Source organism: Streptomyces viridifaciens, assembly GCF_001888885.2.
Classification (GTDB): domain Bacteria; phylum Actinomycetota; class Actinomycetes; order Streptomycetales; family Streptomycetaceae; genus Kitasatospora; species Kitasatospora aureofaciens.
Genome location: NZ_CP090841.1, coordinates 7,091,631 through 7,107,026, shown reverse-complemented (window position 1 = coordinate 7,107,026; position 15,396 = coordinate 7,091,631). Strand labels below are relative to the sequence as shown.

At 72.6% G+C, this 15,396-nt stretch carries 14 protein-coding genes; 7 read left to right on the top strand and 7 right to left on the bottom strand.

Going from position 1 to position 15,396, the window contains the following annotated elements:
• Positions 1-75: 75 nt before the first annotated feature.
• The 3 genes from BOQ63_RS39025 (at position 76) to BOQ63_RS39015 (ending at position 3,821) form a co-directional block, all read left to right on the top strand.
• Positions 76-1,650: a sugar ABC transporter ATP-binding protein gene (locus BOQ63_RS39025; RefSeq protein ID WP_150476301.1), complete on the top strand. Its 1,575-nt coding sequence runs from the start codon at positions 76-78 to the stop codon at positions 1,648-1,650.
• A gap of 73 nt (positions 1,651-1,723) precedes the next feature.
• The gene (locus BOQ63_RS39020; RefSeq protein WP_030284862.1) at positions 1,724-2,764 is read left to right on the top strand and encodes an ABC transporter permease; all 1,041 of its coding nucleotides are present in this window, start codon (positions 1,724-1,726) and stop codon (positions 2,762-2,764) included.
• A gap of 262 nt (positions 2,765-3,026) precedes the next feature.
• Entirely contained in the window at positions 3,027-3,821 is a 795-nt protein-coding gene (locus BOQ63_RS39015; RefSeq protein WP_030550268.1) for a DeoR/GlpR family DNA-binding transcription regulator, read from the top strand.
• Positions 3,822-3,904: 83 nt separating this feature from the next.
• Here BOQ63_RS39015 and galK read toward each other — a convergent pair whose 3' ends face one another.
• Positions 3,905-5,050: a galactokinase gene (gene galK, locus BOQ63_RS39010; RefSeq protein WP_030284872.1), complete on the bottom strand. Its 1,146-nt coding sequence runs from the start codon at positions 5,048-5,050 to the stop codon at positions 3,905-3,907.
• A gap of 271 nt (positions 5,051-5,321) precedes the next feature.
• Here galK and galT point away from each other — a divergent pair, with 271 nt between their 5' ends.
• Both galT and BOQ63_RS39000 read left to right on the top strand, forming a co-directional pair.
• The gene (galT, locus tag BOQ63_RS39005; protein ID WP_030284874.1) at positions 5,322-6,425 is read left to right on the top strand and encodes a galactose-1-phosphate uridylyltransferase; all 1,104 of its coding nucleotides are present in this window, start codon (positions 5,322-5,324) and stop codon (positions 6,423-6,425) included.
• 249 nt (positions 6,426-6,674) lie between these two features.
• Positions 6,675-8,780: an NEW3 domain-containing protein gene (locus BOQ63_RS39000; protein ID WP_078938565.1), complete on the top strand. Its 2,106-nt coding sequence runs from the start codon at positions 6,675-6,677 to the stop codon at positions 8,778-8,780.
• Between the two features lie 77 nt (positions 8,781-8,857).
• Here the strand turns inward: BOQ63_RS39000 and BOQ63_RS38995 are convergent, their stop codons facing one another.
• Complete coding sequence (locus BOQ63_RS38995) at positions 8,858-10,948, bottom strand: alpha-galactosidase (RefSeq protein ID WP_072655875.1); 2,091 nt, start codon at positions 10,946-10,948, stop codon at positions 8,858-8,860.
• A 433-nt stretch (positions 10,949-11,381) separates the two neighbouring features.
• Here BOQ63_RS38995 and BOQ63_RS38990 point away from each other — a divergent pair, with 433 nt between their 5' ends.
• Both BOQ63_RS38990 and BOQ63_RS38985 read left to right on the top strand, forming a co-directional pair.
• Positions 11,382-11,531 (top strand): hypothetical protein, encoded by a 150-nt coding sequence (locus tag BOQ63_RS38990; protein ID WP_191093629.1) that lies wholly within the window; start codon positions 11,382-11,384, stop codon positions 11,529-11,531.
• Positions 11,528-12,049, top strand: a complete 522-nt coding sequence (locus BOQ63_RS38985; RefSeq protein WP_030550265.1) for a hydrogenase maturation protease — start codon at positions 11,528-11,530, stop codon at positions 12,047-12,049. Before BOQ63_RS38990 ends, BOQ63_RS38985 begins: the two co-directional genes overlap by 4 nt.
• A 46-nt stretch (positions 12,050-12,095) precedes the next feature.
• Here the strand turns inward: BOQ63_RS38985 and BOQ63_RS38980 are convergent, their stop codons facing one another.
• Genes BOQ63_RS38980 through BOQ63_RS38960 form a run of 5 tightly spaced genes read right to left on the bottom strand, consistent with a single transcriptional unit; the run spans position 12,096 to position 15,375 of the window.
• Positions 12,096-12,227 (bottom strand): hypothetical protein, encoded by a 132-nt coding sequence (locus BOQ63_RS38980; RefSeq protein WP_267885505.1) that lies wholly within the window; start codon positions 12,225-12,227, stop codon positions 12,096-12,098.
• Between the two features lie 36 nt (positions 12,228-12,263).
• Positions 12,264-12,470 carry a hypothetical protein gene (locus BOQ63_RS38975; RefSeq protein ID WP_030284883.1) on the bottom strand — a complete coding sequence of 69 codons (207 nt, stop codon included), beginning with the start codon at positions 12,468-12,470 and terminating at the stop codon, positions 12,264-12,266.
• 10 nt (positions 12,471-12,480) lie between these two features.
• Entirely contained in the window at positions 12,481-13,083 is a 603-nt protein-coding gene (locus BOQ63_RS38970) for a DUF5947 family protein (RefSeq protein ID WP_030284885.1), read from the bottom strand.
• Positions 13,080-13,580 carry a NifU-related iron-sulfur-binding protein gene (locus BOQ63_RS38965; RefSeq protein ID WP_150476300.1) on the bottom strand — a complete coding sequence of 167 codons (501 nt, stop codon included), beginning with the start codon at positions 13,578-13,580 and terminating at the stop codon, positions 13,080-13,082. Before BOQ63_RS38965 ends, BOQ63_RS38970 begins: the two co-directional genes overlap by 4 nt.
• Complete coding sequence (locus BOQ63_RS38960) at positions 13,573-15,375, bottom strand: nickel-dependent hydrogenase large subunit (RefSeq protein ID WP_030284889.1); 1,803 nt, start codon at positions 15,373-15,375, stop codon at positions 13,573-13,575. The genes BOQ63_RS38965 and BOQ63_RS38960 overlap by 8 nt, the downstream gene beginning before the upstream one ends.
• Positions 15,376-15,396 lie beyond the last annotated feature (21 nt).

Sequence of the window (15,396 nt, the reverse complement as noted above, 5' to 3'; positions counted from 1 at the left end):
CGGCCCCCGCCGCATCCCCGCCGCGACCTCGGCGCTCCTCCAGACCGTCCGCACCGCACCGCCAACGAGGCCCCGATGACCCCACCCGAATCCCCGCCCCTCCCGCCACCGGACGGCTCGGCCGGCCTGAGCGCCGAGGGCGTGTCCAAGCGCTTCGGTGCCGTCCAGGCGCTCACGGACGTCAACCTCACCTTCCCGCCCGGCCAGGTCACCGCCCTGATGGGTGAGAACGGCGCCGGCAAGTCGACCCTGCTGCGCGTGCTCACCGGCGACCACCGCCCCACCGGGGGGCGCGTCCTGCTGGACGGCCGGCCCCTGGACCTGAACTCCCCGCAGGACGCCCGCCGGGCCGGGATCCGGATCATTCCGCAGGAACCCGAGATCATCCCGCACGTCCCGGTCGCCGAGAACGTCTACGCCGGCGCACTGCCCCGTACCCGCCTGCGCCGACTGGACCGCGCCGGGCTGCACCGGCGGATCGTCGCCGACCTGCGCCGCCTCGGCTTCGACAAGGTCCTCGACCCCACCCTGCTCGGCTCCCAACTCACGGCCGCGCAGCGTCAGCTGGTCGAGATCATGCGCGCGCTGACCGGTGCCGTCCCGCCGCGCGCGATCGCCTTCGACGAGCCCACCTCCTCACTCTCGGAGCACGAGGTCGAGGCCCTGTTCGCACTGATCGCACGCCTGCGCGACGAGGGCATCGCGGTCATCTACGTCTCCCACCGGATGAAGGAGATCTTCCGGCTCGCCGACCGCATCGCCGTGCTGCGCGACGGACGGGTGGCCGGCGTGGTCCGGGCCGACGCCACCGGCGAGGGCGAACTCGTACGGCTCATGGTCGGCCGGGACCTCTCCTCGCTGTTCGTCCGCCAGCAGGTCGCCACCGACCGGGTCGTCCTGGACGTCCAGGGTCTCGACACCGACGACGTGCACGGCATCGACCTGCGGGTCCGGGCCGGCGAGGTCGTCGCGCTGGCCGGCCTGATCGGCGCCGGACGGTCCGAACTCGCCCTCGCGCTGGCGGGCGACGCCCCGATCCGCTCCGGCACGGTGACCCTCAACGGTGAGGTCCTGCGGCTGAGGAACCCCGGCGACGCCATCGCCGCGGGCATCGGTCTGGCCCCCGAGGAGCGCAAGGCCCAGGCACTGTTCCTGCACCGCACCATCCGGGACAACACCTCGCTGGTCAGCCTGGGCCGGCTGAGCCGCTGGCGGTTCGTCAGACGCCGCCAGGAGAAGGACCTCGCCCAGGAGTACGCCGATCGGCTGCGGGTCCGCGCCCCCTCCGTCGAGGCGGAGGTCCGCACCCTGTCCGGCGGCAACCAGCAGAAGGTCGTCCTGGCCCGCTGGCTCGCCCGCAGGCCCGACCTGCTGATCCTCGACGAACCCACCCGCGGCGTCGACATCGGCGCCAAGGCCGAGATCTACCAGATCATCGCCGACCTCGCCCGCGCGGGCACCGCCGTCCTGGTCATCTCCTCCGAACTGCCCGAAGTGCTCGGCCTCGCCGACCGGGTCGTGGTGATGCAGAACGGCCGCACCACCGGCGAGCTCACCCGCGAGCAGGCCACCGAGGAGGCCGTCCTCGCCCTCGCCATGGCCGACGACCTGGCCACCACCGCCCCCGCCCAGACCGGAGAGACCCAGTGAACGAGCGCAGCGAGCGAACCGTCGAAAGGCGCGCGTGGGCAAGTGCCCCTGCCGAGCGCAGCGAGGTGGGCGCATGACCACCGCCACTCCCCCGACCGCCCCGGCGCCGGACGCCGGAGCCGTGAACCCCCGGTCCGGTGGCCCGCGCGCCCTGCTCGCCGCGATCGGTGGCCAGAACCTCAGCCTGATCGGCGCCCTCGTCGCCGTGGTCGCCCTGTTCGGCTGGCTCAACCCCAACTTCGCCGGCTGGGACAACATCCAGGTCATCGCCGAGGCCGTGACCATCTCCGGACTGCTGGCCGTCGTCCAGACCGTGGTGATCATCTGCGGCGGCCTGGACATCTCGGTCGGCTCCCAGGCCGGCCTGGCCTCCGTCACCAGCGCGATGGTCTTCACCTCCACCGGCGCCAACCCGTACCTCGGCATCGGCGCCGCCCTCGCCATCGGCGCCGGCATCGGCCTGTTCAACGGCGTCGTCATCGTCTACGGCCGGGTCAACCCGACCATCGCCACCCTCGCCGGACTGGCCGCCTACAAGGGCGTCGCCCAGCTCGTCTCGGACGGCCGGGCCCAGGGCTACGTGCTCGACGACCCGGTCTTCGTCTTCCTCAGCCGGGGCAGGATCGCCGGCCTGCCGACCATGGTCTGGCTGCTGGTCCTCACCGCCCTCGCCGTGCACGCCCTGCTCACGTACACCGACATCGGCCGCAACATCTACGCCATCGGCGGCAACGACACCGCCGCCCGGCTGGCCGGCATCAACCTCAACAAGTACCTGATCGCCGCCTACGCCCTCTCCGGCACCGTCGCCGCCCTCGCCGGCGTGCTGCTCACCGCCCGCACCGGCAGCGGCCAGCCCGTCTCCGGCAGCGAAGGCCTGGAGCTGCAGTCGATCACCGCAGCCGCCCTCGGCGGCTGCGCCCTCAAGGGCGGCAAGGGCGGCATCGGCGGCACCCTGCTCGCCGTCGCACTGCTCGGCGCACTGCAGAACGGCCTCACCGTGGAGAACATCAACTCCTTCTGGCAGAACGTCGCCCAGGGCGCGCTGCTGGTCGTCGCCGTCGTCATCCAGCAGCGCCGCAACCGCGACCGCGCGATCGGCCTGCCGGCATAGGGCCCGTCCCTCGGGCCGGGAGGCCGACCGACCGGAGACCGACCAGCCGGAGACCAGCCGGAGGCCGACCGACCCTGGACCGCCGGTACCGCGACCGAACGCGGCGCCGGCGGTCCGCCCCCCGGCCCGGTACCGGGGGCACACCCGGCCTGCGGTGCTGGGATAATGACTCCCGCAGGACCAGGCCGCGTTCCCGGTCGCCGACGAGAACGCCCAGGCCGCACGTGCTCGTTCGATCGAAAGGTCCTCCGTGGCTGACCAGATGTTGCTCGCCGCCCAGCGCCAGGCACTGATCCTGGAGGCGATCCGCCGGGCCGGCGCGGTCCGGGTCGCCGAACTGGTCGAGCAGTTCGGCGTGTCCGACATGACCATCCGCCGGGACCTCGACGCGCTGGTCCGTCAGGGCACCGTGGAGAAGGTCCACGGCGGCGCGGTGGCGACCGGGACGGCGAGCACCTTCGAGCCCGGCTTCGACGCCAAGTCCGGTCTGGAGGAGGGCACCAAGGCCGCACTCGCGGACGCCGCGGTCAAGCTGGTGGAGCCGGGCAGCGTGGTGGCCCTCTCCGCCGGGACCACGACCTACGCGGTCGCCGCCCGGCTTCTGGAGGTCCCGGGGCTGACGGTGGTGACCAACTCGCTGCGGATCGCGGACCTGCTCTGGGCAGCGGGAAGCGACGGGAGGGAGACCGTCCCGTCGCTGCTGCTGACCGGTGGGTCGCCCACCCGCTCGGCGGCCCTGGTCGGGGCACTGGCCGACCAGACGATCCGCTCGCTGCACGTGGACCTGCTGATCCTCGGCGTGCACGGGGTGAGCGAGCAGGCCGGCCTCACCACGCCCAACCTCGCCGAGGCGCAGACCAATCGGGCCCTGATCGCCTCGGCGCGCCGTACGGTCGTGGTCGCGGACCACACCAAGTGGGGTGTGGTCGGGCTGAGCAGCTTCGCGACCCTCGCCGAGGTCGACTGCTTCGTCACCGACGACGCCCTCCCGGCGACCGCCCGCGAGCTGGTCGCCGAGGCGGTCGGCGAGCTGGTCGTCGTCCCGGCCGGCGGCTGATCGTCGTCCCGGCGGGCGGCCGGCCGGCCGGTCCCCGAAGGACCGGCCGCGCCGGCGTCCGGCGGTGCCGGTGTCCGGCCGGGTCAGCCCACCCGCCGGGCGCCCGCCGAGGGCACCGCGGTGAAGGTGACGGGTGCGGTGAAGCCCGCCGAGCGGAAGGCCGACCGCACCGCTTCGGAGACCACCGCCGGGTGCCCGGCCTCGACCAGCGCGATGACGGACCCGCCGAAGCCGCCCCCGGTCATCCGGGCGCCCAGTGCCCCGGCGGCGACGGCGGCCTCCACCGCGAGGTCCGTCTCCGGGCAGGAGACCCGGAAGTCGTCGCGCAGCGAGGCGTGTCCGGCCGTCAGGACGGGCCCCAGCGCCGCGAGGTCGCCGCGGCCCAGGTGGTCGATCGTCTCCAGCACGCGCCCGTTCTCGGTCACCACGTGCCGTACCAGCGGCCGGAGTTCACCGGGCAGTCGGTCCAGGGCCGGGGCCAGGTCGGCGGGCGGGAGGTCGCGCAGCGCGGGCAGCTCCAGCAGGCCCGCGGCGCGCTCGCAGCCGGCCCGCAGGGCCGCGTAGGCGCCGTCGCCGAGGTCGTGCTTGACCCGGGTGTCGATCACCAGCAGCCGCAGCCCCGCCGCCGTCAGGTCGAGCGGCACGTGCCGCTGTTCCAGCGTCCGGGTGTCGAGGAACAGCGCGGTGCCGTCCGTGCAGCAGGCGGAAGCCATCTGGTCCATCACCCCGCAGGGCACCCCGACGAAGGCGTTCTCCGCCCGTTGGGCGATCAGGGCGAGTTCGGGCGCGCTCAGGCCCAGTTCGTACAGGTCGTTCACGGCGGCGGCCGTCGCGCACTCCAGGGCGGCCGAGGAGGAGAGCCCGGCCCCGGTCGGCACGTCGCTGTCGACGAACAGGTCGGCCCCGCCGACGGGGTGGCCCGCCTCGGCGAGCGCCCAGAAGACCCCGGCCGGGTAGCTCGCCCAGCTCGCCACGGCGCCGGGCGCCAGTCCCTCCAGCGCCACGTCGGTGGTCGTGCCGTCGCCCTGGGCGCTGTACAGCCGCAGCCGTCCGTCCGTCCGGCGGCGCGCGCTGACCCGGGTGGTGTGCGGAAGGGCGATCGGCAGGACGAAGCCGTCGTTGTAGTCGGTGTGTTCGCCGATCAGGTTCACCCGGCCGGGAGCGGCCCAGACGCCGCTCGGCCGTGCCGCGTGGACGGCCTCGAAGTCGGTGGCTGCCTCGTCGATCATCGGTTCAGCTCCATGCCTGGTGTGCTGGGTCGGTTCCCACCGGCGGCGATGTCCGCGCGCGGGAGCAAATTCCGACACAATCAAACATGCCTGGCCTCCGAGGTCAACAACCGCGACGGACATGCATGGACATGTTCAGGCCGGTCGGCGGGGACTGCCGGGAATCACCACCGGCAGGCGGCCCCGCTTGTTGACAAGCGATCGTGTTTGTTTGAATCTGTTGAAGCTTGAAAACTGCCGGGGCGACGTCCAACGCGTAAGGAGTACAGCGGTGCACAGAACCGCCACCAAGTTGGCCGACGGCCGCGAACTCGTCTACTTCGACCGGGCGCCGGGAGCCGTTCGCGACGTCCGGGACGAACGCCCCCTGGAGCCCGCGGCGAGCCTCTCCGAGATCCGGCTCGACCCGGTGCTCGGAGAGTGGGTCACGGTGGCCGCCCACCGCCAGCAGCGCACCTACCGCCCGCCGGCCGGCGAGTGCCCGCTGTGCCCCTCCCGGGACGGGCGGCACAGCGAGATCCCGGCGGCCGACTACGAGGTGGCCGTGTTCGAGAACCGCTTCCCCTCGCTCGCCCCGGCGGCAGCCGAGCACGTCGCGTCCCGTGATGAGCCCCTGCACACCCTGCGGCCCGGCGACGGCCGCTGCGAGGTGGTCTGCTTCACCTCCGACCACGACGCCTCCTTCGCGGACCTGGACGAGACCCGGGCGCGCCTGGTGCTGGACGCCTGGACCGACCGCACGGCGGAACTGTCCGCACTGCCCGGCGTGCGGCAGGTGTACTGCTTCGAGAACCGCGGCGAGGAGATCGGCGTCACGCTCGCCCACCCGCACGGCCAGATCTACGCCTTCCCCTTCGTCCCCTCCCGCACCGCCCGGATGATCGCCCGGGCCGAGGCGCACCGCGCCCGCACCGGCCGGAACCTGTTCGAGGACCTGCTCGCCGCCGAGCAGGCCACCCCGGAGCGGCTGGTCCTGCAGGGCGAGCACTGGCTCGCCTTCGTGCCGTTCGCCGCGCGCTGGCCGTACGAGGTCCACCTCTACCCCAGGCGCCGGGTGGCCGACCTCACCGCGCTGACCGAACCCGAACGCGCCGAGTTCCCCGGCCTCTACCTGGACCTGCTGCGCCGCTTCGACGCCCTGTTCCCCGCACCGCCCGGCGCGGGGCCCAACCGGACCCCGTACATCTCCGCCTGGCACCAGGCTCCCCGCACCGACGGCGGGCAACTCGCCCTGCACCTCGAACTGTTCACCGTCCGTCGAGCGCCGGGCAAGCTCAAGTACCTGGCCGGCGTGGAATCGGGGATGGACGCGTTCGTCACCGACGTGAGCCCGGAGCAGGCCGCCGCCCGGCTGCGGGAGGCCGCACTCGGCTGACCCGCGATACGCCCGCGACCCGCCCGCGGCGCCGAAGGAGCCCACCACGCCGTGCTGACCGGCGGCGCCGTGGGCTCCTTCGGCATGCCCTCCCGAGGAGCCCGTGGAGATCCACTCCTCGTTGATATCCGTCTGTTTGCGTTGACTATTGACTCTCTCTGTTGGATTTGGTTCGCTTTCCCCCGCCCTGCGCAGGGTGCCCGTTCCTGCACGACCGTCCGCACCACCCGACCGGACCCAGGAGACACGATGCGCAAGACGTGGGCCGCGTTACTCGCGGCCTCGCTGGCGGCGGCGCCGCTCGCCACCGTCCCCCTCGCCAGCACCCCCGCCGCGGCCGCCGAGTCGGCCGGCGGCGCCACGCTGGTCCCGACCCCGCCGATGGGTTGGAACGACTGGAACGCCTTCGGCTGTGACGTCGACGAGCAGCTCGTCGAGCAGACCGCCGACAGACTGGTCTCGGCCGGCCTGCGGGACGCCGGCTACCAGTACGTCAACATCGACGACTGCTGGATGACCAAGAACCGCGACGCCGAGGGCCGGCTCGTCCCCGACCCGGTCAAGTTCCCGCACGGGATCACCGGCGTGGCCGCCTACGTCCACGCCAAGGGCCTCAAGCTCGGCATCTACGAGAGCGCCGGCACGATGACCTGCGCGGGCTTCCCCGGCAGCCTCGGCCACGAGCAGCAGGACGCGAACGCCTTCGCCTCCTGGGGCGTCGACTACCTCAAGTACGACAACTGCTACAACCAGGGCGTGCCCTCGCAGCAGCGCTACCGCGCCATGGGCGACGCGCTGGCGAAGACCGGCCGCCCGATCGTCTACAGCCTCTGCAACTGGGGCCTGGACAGCGTCTGGACCTGGGGCCGTACGGTCGGCCAACTCTGGCGCACCACCGGGGACATCGACGCCTCGTTCGGCCGGATGCTGGACATCTTCCACGCCAACGCCAAGCTCGCCGACGCCGCGGGGCCGGGTGGCTGGAACGACCCGGACATGCTGGAGGTCGGCAACGGCATGACGGCGACCGAGGACCGCGCCCACTTCTCGCTCTGGGCGGAGATGGCGGCCCCGCTGATCGCCGGCACCGACCTGCGCAAGGCGAGCGCCGACACCCTCGCGATCTACGGCAACACCGAGGTCGTCTCCGTCGACCAGGACCGGCTCGGCAAGCAGGGGCGGCCGGTGAGCATGACCGCCGGCCTGGACGTCCTGGCCAAGCCGCTCGCCGACGGCGGGGTCGCGGTCACCCTGTTCAACGAGAACCCGCAGCCCGCGGTGATCTCGACCACGGCGGCCGCGGCCGGCCTGCCGACGGCCAAGGGTTACCTCCTGCGGGACCTCTGGGCTCACACCACCGGCGAGACCGCCGGCGCGATCAGCGCCACCGTGCCCGGCCACGGAGCCGTGATGTACAAGGTCACCCCGACCGACCACCCGGGCGGGCAGCACCCGGACCTCGTCCTCGACACCGAGGTCCCCGACCTCACCCCCGGCGGCTCGGCCACCGTCACCACGGCCTTCACCGACAACGGCGCGCAGTCCGCGAACGACGTGGTGCTCGGACTGGACGTTCCGGCCGGCTGGGCGGTGGCGCCGCTGTCGGAGACCCGGTTCGGGCACGTGCCGCCCGGCGGCGGCGCGCGTGCCGCGTTCCGCGTGACCGCCCCGGCGCACCTGCCGGCGCCGATCACCCGGGCCACCCTCACCGGCACCGCCACCGCGCACGGGCCGGGCGGCCCGCAGAGCGTCACGGCGCCCGCACCGGTCGTCCTGACCGCACCCGTCCAGGCGCCGTTCCGGACCTTCACCGACACCACCGCCGTCTTCGGCGCACAGGACGGGACGTTCGCCATCGACGGCGCGGGCGCCGACCTCTACTACGACGTCGACGAGTACAGCACCGTCTACCGCCCGGGTGCCGAACACGACGGCTCCACCACGGTCGTCAAGCTCACCGCGCAGGCACCCACCAGCGACTGGGCCAAGGCCGGGATCATGGTCCGCAACGACATCACCCAGCCGGGCCGTTCGGCCGGGTACCTCGTCCTGGCCGAGGCTCCCGGCAAGGGCTACGTGCTGCAGTGGGACAGCGACGGCGACGGCAAGCTGGACTCCAACAGCGCTCCGGCGAACCAGGGTTCGGGCTCGGCGGCCTACCCGAGCTGGCTGAAGCTGGTCCGCGACGGCTCGACGTACACCGGCTACTGCTCCACCAACGGGACCACCTGGACGAAGGTCGGCCAGGCCACCGTCCCGGGAGCGACCGCACGCCAGGACGTCGGCCTGTTCACCACCTCGCACAGCGCGGGCACCAACGGCGAGGCCGACTTCACGGGTTTCACCCAGAGCTAGGACCTGATCCTTGCGGGGTGTGCGGCGTCAGGTGCGGGTACCCTGACGCCGCACCACGGTCCGACGAGACCCGAGCGTCAGGACAGCACGGTCCAACTCTGCCCGGCCGAAGCCGGGTTGGCCGGTTCGGTCATGCCCGTGGAGCCGGCCGCGGTTCCGGCGACGTCCAGCGTCAGCCCGTTGCCGACGTTGGTGACGGTGAGGGCGCCGCTGCCGTTCTGGGTGACCTTCCACTTCTGCCAGGGATTGCCGGGCGTGGCGTTCAGCAGGTAGGCGCTGCCCACACCGTTGCCGCCGGCGAGCACGGTGTGCGACTGGGCCGCGGAGGCGCAGTTGTCACTGATCGTCACGGTGCCGTCGGCATTGGGCGTGAACATCCACTGCTGGGCGGCGCCACTCCGGTAGGCGTTGATGTCGGAGTTGCCGCCGACGGGTGCGGAGCAGCCGCCCTGGACTTCGAGCGCCTGGCCCCCGGTGCCGCCGGCGCTCAGCGCGTGGTACCTGCCGTCGCCGACGACGGCCGGGCCGCCGCCTCCGGTGCCACCGCCCGTGCCGGCGCCCGCGCCGGCGATGCGGTAGAGCGCGACGCCGTGCGCCGGGATCCAGTTGCCGCCGATGGAGCCGGTCGCGGTGCCGGTGGCGCCCGACCACAGCTCCCGGTAGCCATAGCCCGAACCGGTCAGGCCGAGGTCGGCGAAGCCGGCACTGATCATGGCCCAGTTGTTCGGGTCCTGGTTGATCAGCGCCACGGCCAGGTCCCCGTTGGCGAGTCGGCGCTTGAGGACCACCGGGGCGACCGGGGAGGAGGGCGGGTTGCCGACCAGGGTGGCGGGCTGGGCGAGGCTGTCCTGATCGATGGAGATCATGTCGCGGTTCTTGAGGAGCGCGAGTGCGGAGGAACTGATCCCGGTCGACCAGGTGTAGCCGTTCGCGGTGTGCTGCGAGTCGGCGGCGGTGCGCAGGTCGGCGCCGGAGACGAGCGGGGCCGCCATCATCGAGAGCACGGACAGTTCGGTGCGCGACTCGTCGTCCGTGAAGGGCTTGTGGCCCCGGGAGGTGTCGGTGACTCCCCAGACGCCGTAGGTGTCCTGCCAGCCGGCGAACATCATGTCCAGGTCGTTCCAGCTGCCGGGGTGGACGTTGCCCGGGTACTTCAGCGCGGTCTGGAGCTGGCCGTTGTAGAGCACGCCGTCCAGTTCGCTGTCGCGGTCGCCGCCGATACGGCACATGTTGGCGACCTGGCCGCACCAGATCCCGGTGGGCGAGTAGCCGGGCGCCTGGTGCGGCGGGGTTCCGGCGGCCGTGATCAGGGGATCGGTCCGGGCCGGGTCGTCGGCGCTCAGCAGGGAGGGGATGCCGGTGTGCGCGGGCTGCGCGGACAGGCTCAGCGTGACCTTGGGCCTGCCCGCGGCGGCGGTCGCCGCGTCCAGGGCACGCTGGAAGGTCTGGGTCCGGGCGTAGATGGACCGGGTGAGTTCCTTGCCCTCGCCCTGCGGGTAGTAGGCGTAGCCGTCGGGGCCGTAGACGGTGGGTCCGTACGGGCAGTCGTCGTACTTCACGAAGTCGACGCCCCAGGACACGAAGTCGGTGGCATCGGTGGTCTCGTGGCCGAGGCTGCCGGGGTGGCCCTGGCAGGTGGTGTAGGTGTCGGTGGCGTAGAGGCCGAACTTCATGCCCTTGCTGTGGGCGTACCAGGCGAGGTACTGGATGCCGTTGACGGTCCTGCCGTCGACGGTCTGCGCGGGGAACTGGTCCGGCTCGGGGAGCAGGTGACCGCTGGTGGTGTCGTTCCCGCCTCCGTCGGTTCCGCTGACCGGGCTGCCGTTGGCGTCGTAGAGCTGCATGGCACCGTCGGCGGTCTTGGCGAAGTCCGTGCTCTGGCCGTCGCGGTGGCGCGTCGACCAGCCGTCGTCGACGGTCACGGTGTCGTACCCCGCCTGCACCAGGCCGTTGGCCGCCATGAAGTCGATGGTCTGCTTGACCTGGTTCTCGGTGACGTAGGCACCGATGCTGTTCCACGAGTTCCAACCCATGGGCGGGGTCAGGGAGTTGCCGTTGCCGAGGGCAGCGGCCGGAGTGGCGGTGCCCACTGCCGCGGCGCTGAGGGCGGAGGCCGCGAGGGCGGTGACGGCGAGTATGCCGACGAGCCGGTGTGGCGTTCTGCGCATGTGGGGGCTTCCCGGGTGGGTGAGTGCGCCGGGCCCGGGCCGCCGAGGGGCGCCGGCCGCGGCGCGGGTGGATGGGACCGGTGCCGACGATCTGTACCGGGGCGTGCGGACGCGGCGACGTCGCTCGAGCTGCGATGGGGGCGCGACGATCGGGTACGCGGAGCAGCCGGCGAAGCGGCGGCGGTGCCATACGATATTGCACCTACCAGAACCCGACAAGACTCAACACAATGCGACTTCGTTGGCGCCTGCCCCAGGCCGGACGGCGCTCAGCACACCGCCGCCGAGCGGGTGAACCGGGCGCCGCGCCGCCCACCGCCGCGGCCGCTCACCGAGCGTGCCGGTGCACAGTGGGACGGCCTCCGGGCACCCGCCCGGCTCCCGGCCCGAACCGATCCCACCCGCCCCTGATCCCGGCCCAACGGAGGTGCCGATGCACATCCTGCTCGTCGCGAGCGCGTTCCACCGCCTGACCCAGCCCGTCCGGGCCGAGCTCCGGGACCGCGGCGCCCGCCACCACTCACCGCGCCCGCGCCCGATGTCCCTGCGCGTGCGGCCCGCGCCCGCGGGAGCCGCGGCGTGAGCCGGGTGCTGGTGGCCGGCATCGGAAACGTCTTCCTGGCCGACGACGCCTTCGGCCCGGAGGTGGTCGCCGCACTGCGCGAGGACCCGCTGCCACCCGGGGTCGAGCTGTGGGACGCGGGCATCCGCGGCATGGAACTGGCCTACCGCCTGCTGGACGGCTACGACGCGGTCGTCCTGGTGGACGCGGCGCCGCGCGGGGGCGCCCCCGGCACGCTGTACCTGATCGAACCGGACGGGGCGAGCTGGCCGGCCGTCCCGGAAGCGCACGGCATGGATCCGGTGACGGTGCTGGCGCTGGCCCGCGACCTGGCCGTGGACGGCGCCGAGCGGCTGCCCAGGGTGGTCGTCCTCGGCTGCGAGCCGGAGCTGTGCCCGGCCCAGGACGACCCGGACGTCATGGTCGGCCTGAGCGAGGCCGTCCGGCAGGCCGTCCCCGCCGCCGCCGGCCTGGTGCGGCGCGTGGCCGCCCAGCTGCTGCGCGAACCCGGTGCGGAGCTGACGGCCCGCACGGCGTGAAAGGGCGCCCGGCGGTCGAGCACGACCGCCGGGCGCCGCAGGCCGGTCAGTGGCGCCGCAGCCCCACCATCCGCCACATCCTCAGCTCCCGCCGCATGCCGGGGATCTCCCGGACGAGCATCGCCAGGGTGATCGTCCCGACGATCAGGACCTCCGCGATCAGCACCCGTCTGGCCATCGGTTCCTCCTTCGTTCCACGTCCGCCGGGCCCGGCTCAGCCGGGCGGGATGTTCGGCATGATCGGCAGGATCGCGTTGTGCTTCTTCCAGTGGATGCCCGTCGACCGCCGGGCGTCCGCGGTGCCGTCCTTGTGGTGGCCCGGCTGCCGCTTGTAGGGGCCCTCGTTGCCCCGGTGGATGCCGAAGACGGTCGACGCCGTGTAAGGGCGCGCCTGCGGCTTGCCCACGCGGATGTTGCCCATGGCTTCCTCCTCACCGCTGTTCGGTCAGTTCTCCGAAGAACTGCTCGAGCGCCGGCCAGATCCGGCTGCCGCCGGACAGGCCGCGCCACTCCTGCCGCACCACCGCGACCATCCGCAGGCAGTCGGCGAGCGGGACGATCCAGTGCTGCGACTGCCCGCGAACGGTGTTCACCAACAAGGCTTCCACCCCGGCGCGCATCGTGCGCAACTCGGGCCGCAGCTCGCACGCCGTCCGCCACGCCTGGGGATCCACTTCCCAGCGGGCCGCGCCGGCCGGGCTCGGGTAGTGGGCCAGGACGCTGCCGTCCGGCTGCGGCACGAAGAACGCCAGGCCCACCGGGACGCCGAGGCGGTCGGTCGGCACCGGCTCCAGCCGCACCCGCCGCCCCGGCACCAGCCGGTAGCGCCCCTCCTCGGCCTCCGTCTCCCGGCCGAACAGCAAGGTGCACGGGCGGCAGACGCACAGCACGGTCTGCGCTTCGGTGTCCAGCAGGTGCCGGTGGTCCTCCGGCACCTGCTCGCCGCACAGCTCGCACCGTTCGGGAGGCTCGGCGGGCCCGGCCGGCTCGGCGCGGGCCTCGCGGATCAGGCGGTGCAGCGCACCGGCGGTCATGCCGCCCCCCGCGGGAGCAGCAGGCTGTCCACCGGGACGAACGCCCGCTCCGGGGCCCGCCGCACCTCGCTCAGCTCGGGCGCGGCCGCCAGCACCGCCTCCCGGACCGCCGCCTCCACCGCTCCGGCCGAGGAGCCGCAGCCCTTGACGGTCAGCCGCACCTCGGCGACCCCGCCGTCGACCCCGGCCAGCTCGGCCTGCACGCCCCGCTCGCGCAGCGCCTGCAGGGCCCGTGCCGCCCGGCGTTCCGGCGGCTCCGGGTGCAGGTCGTGCAGCACCAGCAGGTGGCCGAGCAGCTCGTCGTCGAGCAGCGGCTCCGGTGGTACCAGGTCCAGCACCCGGGCCAGCGCCTCGCCGTAGACCTCGGTGAGGGTCCGGACCGCCGTGAGCGCCGCCTCGCCGCCCGGTCCGGGCACCGCCTCGACCCGCTCCAGCAGCTCGTCCAGCCGGGCCAGCCGCTGCTCCACCGCCTGGGCGTCCAGCCGTCCCTCAGCCATGGGACGCCCCGTAGGTGGGGGTGTGCATCCGGGTGAGCTCCTTGCCCTTGCCGAGGTACATGTGCACCCCGCACGGCAGACAGGGGTCGAAGCTGCGCACGGTGCGCATGATGTCGATGCCCTTGAAGTCGTCCGGCCCGTTCTCCTCGAAGATCGGCTGCCCCTGCACGGCGTCCTCGTACGGGCCGGGGGTGCCGAAGCTGTCCCGGGGGCTGGCGTTCCACGGGGTCGGCGGGTAGGGGTGGTAGTTGGCGATCTTCTTGTCGCGGATCACCAGGTGGTGCGAGAGCACGCCGCGCACGGCCTCGTGGAAGCCGCAGCCGATCGCCTCGTCCGGCACCTCGAAGTCGGTGAAGACCCTGGTGTCACCGGCCCTGACCATGCCCATCGCCCGCTCCACGAAGAACAGCGCCATCGCCGCCGAGTACGCCACGAAGTACGGCCGGGCCCGGTCGCGCTCGATGGTGTTGCTCCACTGCGGGATCTTCCACTCGAAGGTCATCTCGGGCAGTTCCTCGCCCTTCGGCAGCGAGATCCGCACGCCCTGCCCGGTCGCCTTGACGTACGGGGTGTCCACCAGCCCGCTGAGCGCCGTCGACCAGAGCCGGGCCAGCGGGCCGCCGCCGGTGTCCAGGGCCAGGTGCTCGCCGGTCTGCTGGTGGTACCAGCGCGGGCTCATCACCCAGCTGTACTTGCCGCCGTTCAGGTCGCGCTTCTGCGGCACCGGCACGGTGGTCTGGTTCCAGGGGTGGCGCATGTCGACCGGGTTGCCGAGCGGGTCGTGGGTGACGAACGGGTCCTCGTTGACCCAGTCCTCGTAGTAGGAGCTGCCGAGCAGGATCCGCAGCCCCAGGTTGATGTCGACCAGGTTGTTGGTGACCAGTTTGCCGTCCACCACGATGCCGGGGGTGACGTACATCGCCTTCCCCCACTCGTTCATGTTCGCGTACTTGTAGTCGCAGACCTCGTAGTCCTGCCAGGCGCCCCAGCAGCCGAGCAGGATGCGCCGGCGCCCGACCTCCTCGTAGCCCGGCAGTGCCTCGTAGAAGAAGTCGAAGACGTCGTCGTTCATCGCGACCGACTTCTTGACGAAGTCGATCACCCGGATCAGCCGGGACAGGTAGTCGGTGAACAGGGTGGGCGTCGGCATCGTGCCCACGCCGCCCGGGTAGAGCGTGGAGGGGTGCACGTGGCGGCCCTCCATCAGGCAGAACATCTCGCGGGTGATCCGGCTGATCCGCAGCGCCTGCTTGTAGACCTCGCCCTCGAACGGGTTGAAGGACCGCATCAGGTCGGCGATCGTCCGGTAGCCGTGGATGCCCGCGTTGGGCGCCTCGGTGCGCTCCGCCCGGGCCAGCAGACCGGGGTTGGTCTCCTTGACCATGGCCTCGCAGAAGTCCACGAACACCAGGTTGTCCTGGAAGATCGTGTGGTCGAACAGGTACTCGGCGGCCTCACCGAGGTTGACGATCGACTCGCCGAGCGGCGGGGGTTTCACCCCGTACGCCATCTGCTGGGCGTAGTTGGAGCAGGTGGTGTGGTTGTCACCGCAGATGCCGCAGATGCGGCTGGTGATGAAGCCGGCGTCCCGGGGGTCCTTGCCCTTCATGAACACCGAGTAGCCGCGGAACAGGGAGGAGGTGCTGTGGCACTCCGTCACCTCCCTGTTGGCGAAGTCCACCTTGGTGTAGATGCCGAGGTTGCCGATGATCCGGGTGATCGGGTCCCACGACATCTCCACGATCTGCGGCGGCTTGCGCTGCCCGGTCGCGCGCGGGGGCTCGGTCGTCGTCATGTGCCTTCCTTCGGGGCCGGG

Bases quoted from the DNA above. Each gene is read 5' to 3' on its own strand.
- BOQ63_RS39025 (WP_150476301.1), top strand. From the start codon at position 76: ATGACCCCACCCGAATCCCCGCCCCTCCCGCCACCGGACGGCTCGGCC.
- BOQ63_RS39020 (WP_030284862.1), top strand. From the start codon at position 1,724: ATGACCACCGCCACTCCCCCGACCGCCCCGGCGCCGGACGCCGGAGCC.
- BOQ63_RS39015 (WP_030550268.1), top strand. From the start codon at position 3,027: ATGTTGCTCGCCGCCCAGCGCCAGGCACTGATCCTGGAGGCGATCCGC.
- galK (WP_030284872.1), bottom strand. From the start codon at position 5,050: ATGATCGACGAGGCAGCCACCGACTTCGAGGCCGTCCACGCGGCACGG.
- BOQ63_RS39000 (WP_078938565.1), top strand. From the start codon at position 6,675: ATGCGCAAGACGTGGGCCGCGTTACTCGCGGCCTCGCTGGCGGCGGCG.
- BOQ63_RS38995 (WP_072655875.1), bottom strand. From the start codon at position 10,948: ATGCGCAGAACGCCACACCGGCTCGTCGGCATACTCGCCGTCACCGCC.
- BOQ63_RS38990 (WP_191093629.1), top strand. From the start codon at position 11,382: ATGCACATCCTGCTCGTCGCGAGCGCGTTCCACCGCCTGACCCAGCCC.
- BOQ63_RS38980 (WP_267885505.1), bottom strand. From the start codon at position 12,227: ATGGCCAGACGGGTGCTGATCGCGGAGGTCCTGATCGTCGGGACGATC.
- BOQ63_RS38975 (WP_030284883.1), bottom strand. From the start codon at position 12,470: ATGGGCAACATCCGCGTGGGCAAGCCGCAGGCGCGCCCTTACACGGCG.
- BOQ63_RS38970 (WP_030284885.1), bottom strand. From the start codon at position 13,083: ATGACCGCCGGTGCGCTGCACCGCCTGATCCGCGAGGCCCGCGCCGAG.
- BOQ63_RS38965 (WP_150476300.1), bottom strand. From the start codon at position 13,580: ATGGCTGAGGGACGGCTGGACGCCCAGGCGGTGGAGCAGCGGCTGGCC.
- BOQ63_RS38960 (WP_030284889.1), bottom strand. From the start codon at position 15,375: ATGACGACGACCGAGCCCCCGCGCGCGACCGGGCAGCGCAAGCCGCCG.